At 71.5% G+C, this 242-nt stretch carries 1 protein-coding gene; it reads right to left on the bottom strand.

The window, feature by feature from the left end; genetic code table 11:
• A partial coding sequence (locus RVY79_RS21255; protein WP_317466606.1) for a TolC family protein occupies positions 1–242 on the bottom strand: 242 nt, incomplete at both ends.

Here is a 242-nt window from a genome sequence, read left to right as displayed (position 1 = left end):
CGTTCGAGCGCCGCCACCGCTTCACCCACCGGGCCATCGCGCCGGTCGAACAGCGGGATCGACATCACCACGCCCACGCGGTTGTCCTGCAGATCGGGGGCGCGATCCACCGTGCCGCGCAGCGCGAGCGATGGCCAGCGTTGGCTGCGCTCGTGCGCCAGGCGCGCCTCGCCTTCGCGCACGGCAGCGCGATCGGCTTCGAGATCGGGGTGGGTTGCCACCACCATACTGACCAGATCGGC

Source organism: Chromohalobacter sp. HP20-39, assembly GCF_033052815.1.
GTDB lineage: Bacteria > Pseudomonadota > Gammaproteobacteria > Pseudomonadales > Halomonadaceae > Chromohalobacter.
The sequence above is the reverse complement of the archived record's forward strand: the minus strand, read 5'-3'. Positions and strand labels throughout refer to the sequence as shown.